The following is a 1,231-nucleotide window of genomic DNA, read 5'->3' as shown; positions in this document are numbered from 1 at the left end:
GAAGGGATCGGTCACGTGTGCTTCAGATGGTTAGCATCATGCGCCTCATCATGGGCGTCACTTCGCCGGTACGGGAATATCAACCTGTTATCCATCGCCTACGCCTTTCGGCCTCGGCTTAGGTCCCGACTAACCCTGAGCGGACGAGCCTTCCTCAGGAAACCTTAGGCATTCGGTGGAGGGGATTCTCACCCCTCTTTCGCTACTCATACCGGCATTCTCACTTCTAAGCGCTCCACCAGTCCTTCCGGTCTGGCTTCACAGCCCTTAGAACGCTCTCCTACCACTGTTCGAAGAACAGTCCGCAGCTTCGGTGATACGTTTAGCCCCGGTACATTTTCGGCGCAGAGTCACTCGACCAGTGAGCTATTACGCACTCTTTAAATGGTGGCTGCTTCTAAGCCAACATCCTGGTTGTCTAAGCAACTCCACATCCTTTTCCACTTAACGTATACTTTGGGACCTTAGCTGGCGGTCTGGGCTGTTTCCCTTTCGACTACGGATCTTATCACTCGCAGTCTGACTCCCAAGGATAAGTCATCGGCATTCGGAGTTTGACTGAATTCGGTAACCCGGTAGGGGCCCCTAGTCCAATCAGTGCTCTACCTCCGAGACTCTTACCTTGAGGCTAGCCCTAAAGCTATTTCGGAGAGAACCAGCTATCTCCAGGTTCGATTGGCATTTCACCCCTACCCACACCTCATCCCCGCACTTTTCAACGTGCGTGGGTTCGGGCCTCCATTCAGTGTTACCTGAACTTCACCCTGGACATGGGTAGATCACCTGGTTTCGGGTCTACGACCACGTACTCATGCGCCCTATTCAGACTCGCTTTCGCTGCGGCTCCGCATCTTCTGCTTAACCTTGCACGGGATCGTAACTCGCAGGCTCATTCTACAAAAGGCACGCCATCACCCGTTAACGGGCTCTGACTACTTGTAGGCACACGGTTTCAGGATCTCTTTCACTCCCCTTCCGGGGTGCTTTTCACCTTTCCCTCACGGTACTGGTTCACTATCGGTCACTAGGGAGTATTTAGCCTTGGGAGATGGTCCTCCCGGATTCCGACGGAATTTCACGTGTTCCGCCGTACTCAGGATCCACTCAGGAGAGAACGAAGTTTTGACTACAGGGCTGTTACCTCCTATGGCGGGCCTTTCCAGACCTCTTCATCTACCTCGTTCCTTTGTAACTCCGTATAGAGTGTCCTACAACCCCAAGAGGCAAGCCT

The 1,231-nt window shown here is 53.3% G+C and carries 1 rRNA gene; it reads right to left on the bottom strand.

Annotated elements, in window-relative coordinates:
* Window positions 1–1,231, bottom strand: a 23S ribosomal RNA gene (locus tag ACFVJS_RS28005); the annotation flags it as partial.

This window comes from Nocardioides sp. NPDC057772, from assembly GCF_042798075.1.
GTDB lineage: Bacteria > Actinomycetota > Actinomycetes > Propionibacteriales > Nocardioidaceae > Nocardioides.
The sequence above is the reverse complement of the archived record's forward strand: the minus strand, read 5'-3'. Positions and strand labels throughout refer to the sequence as shown.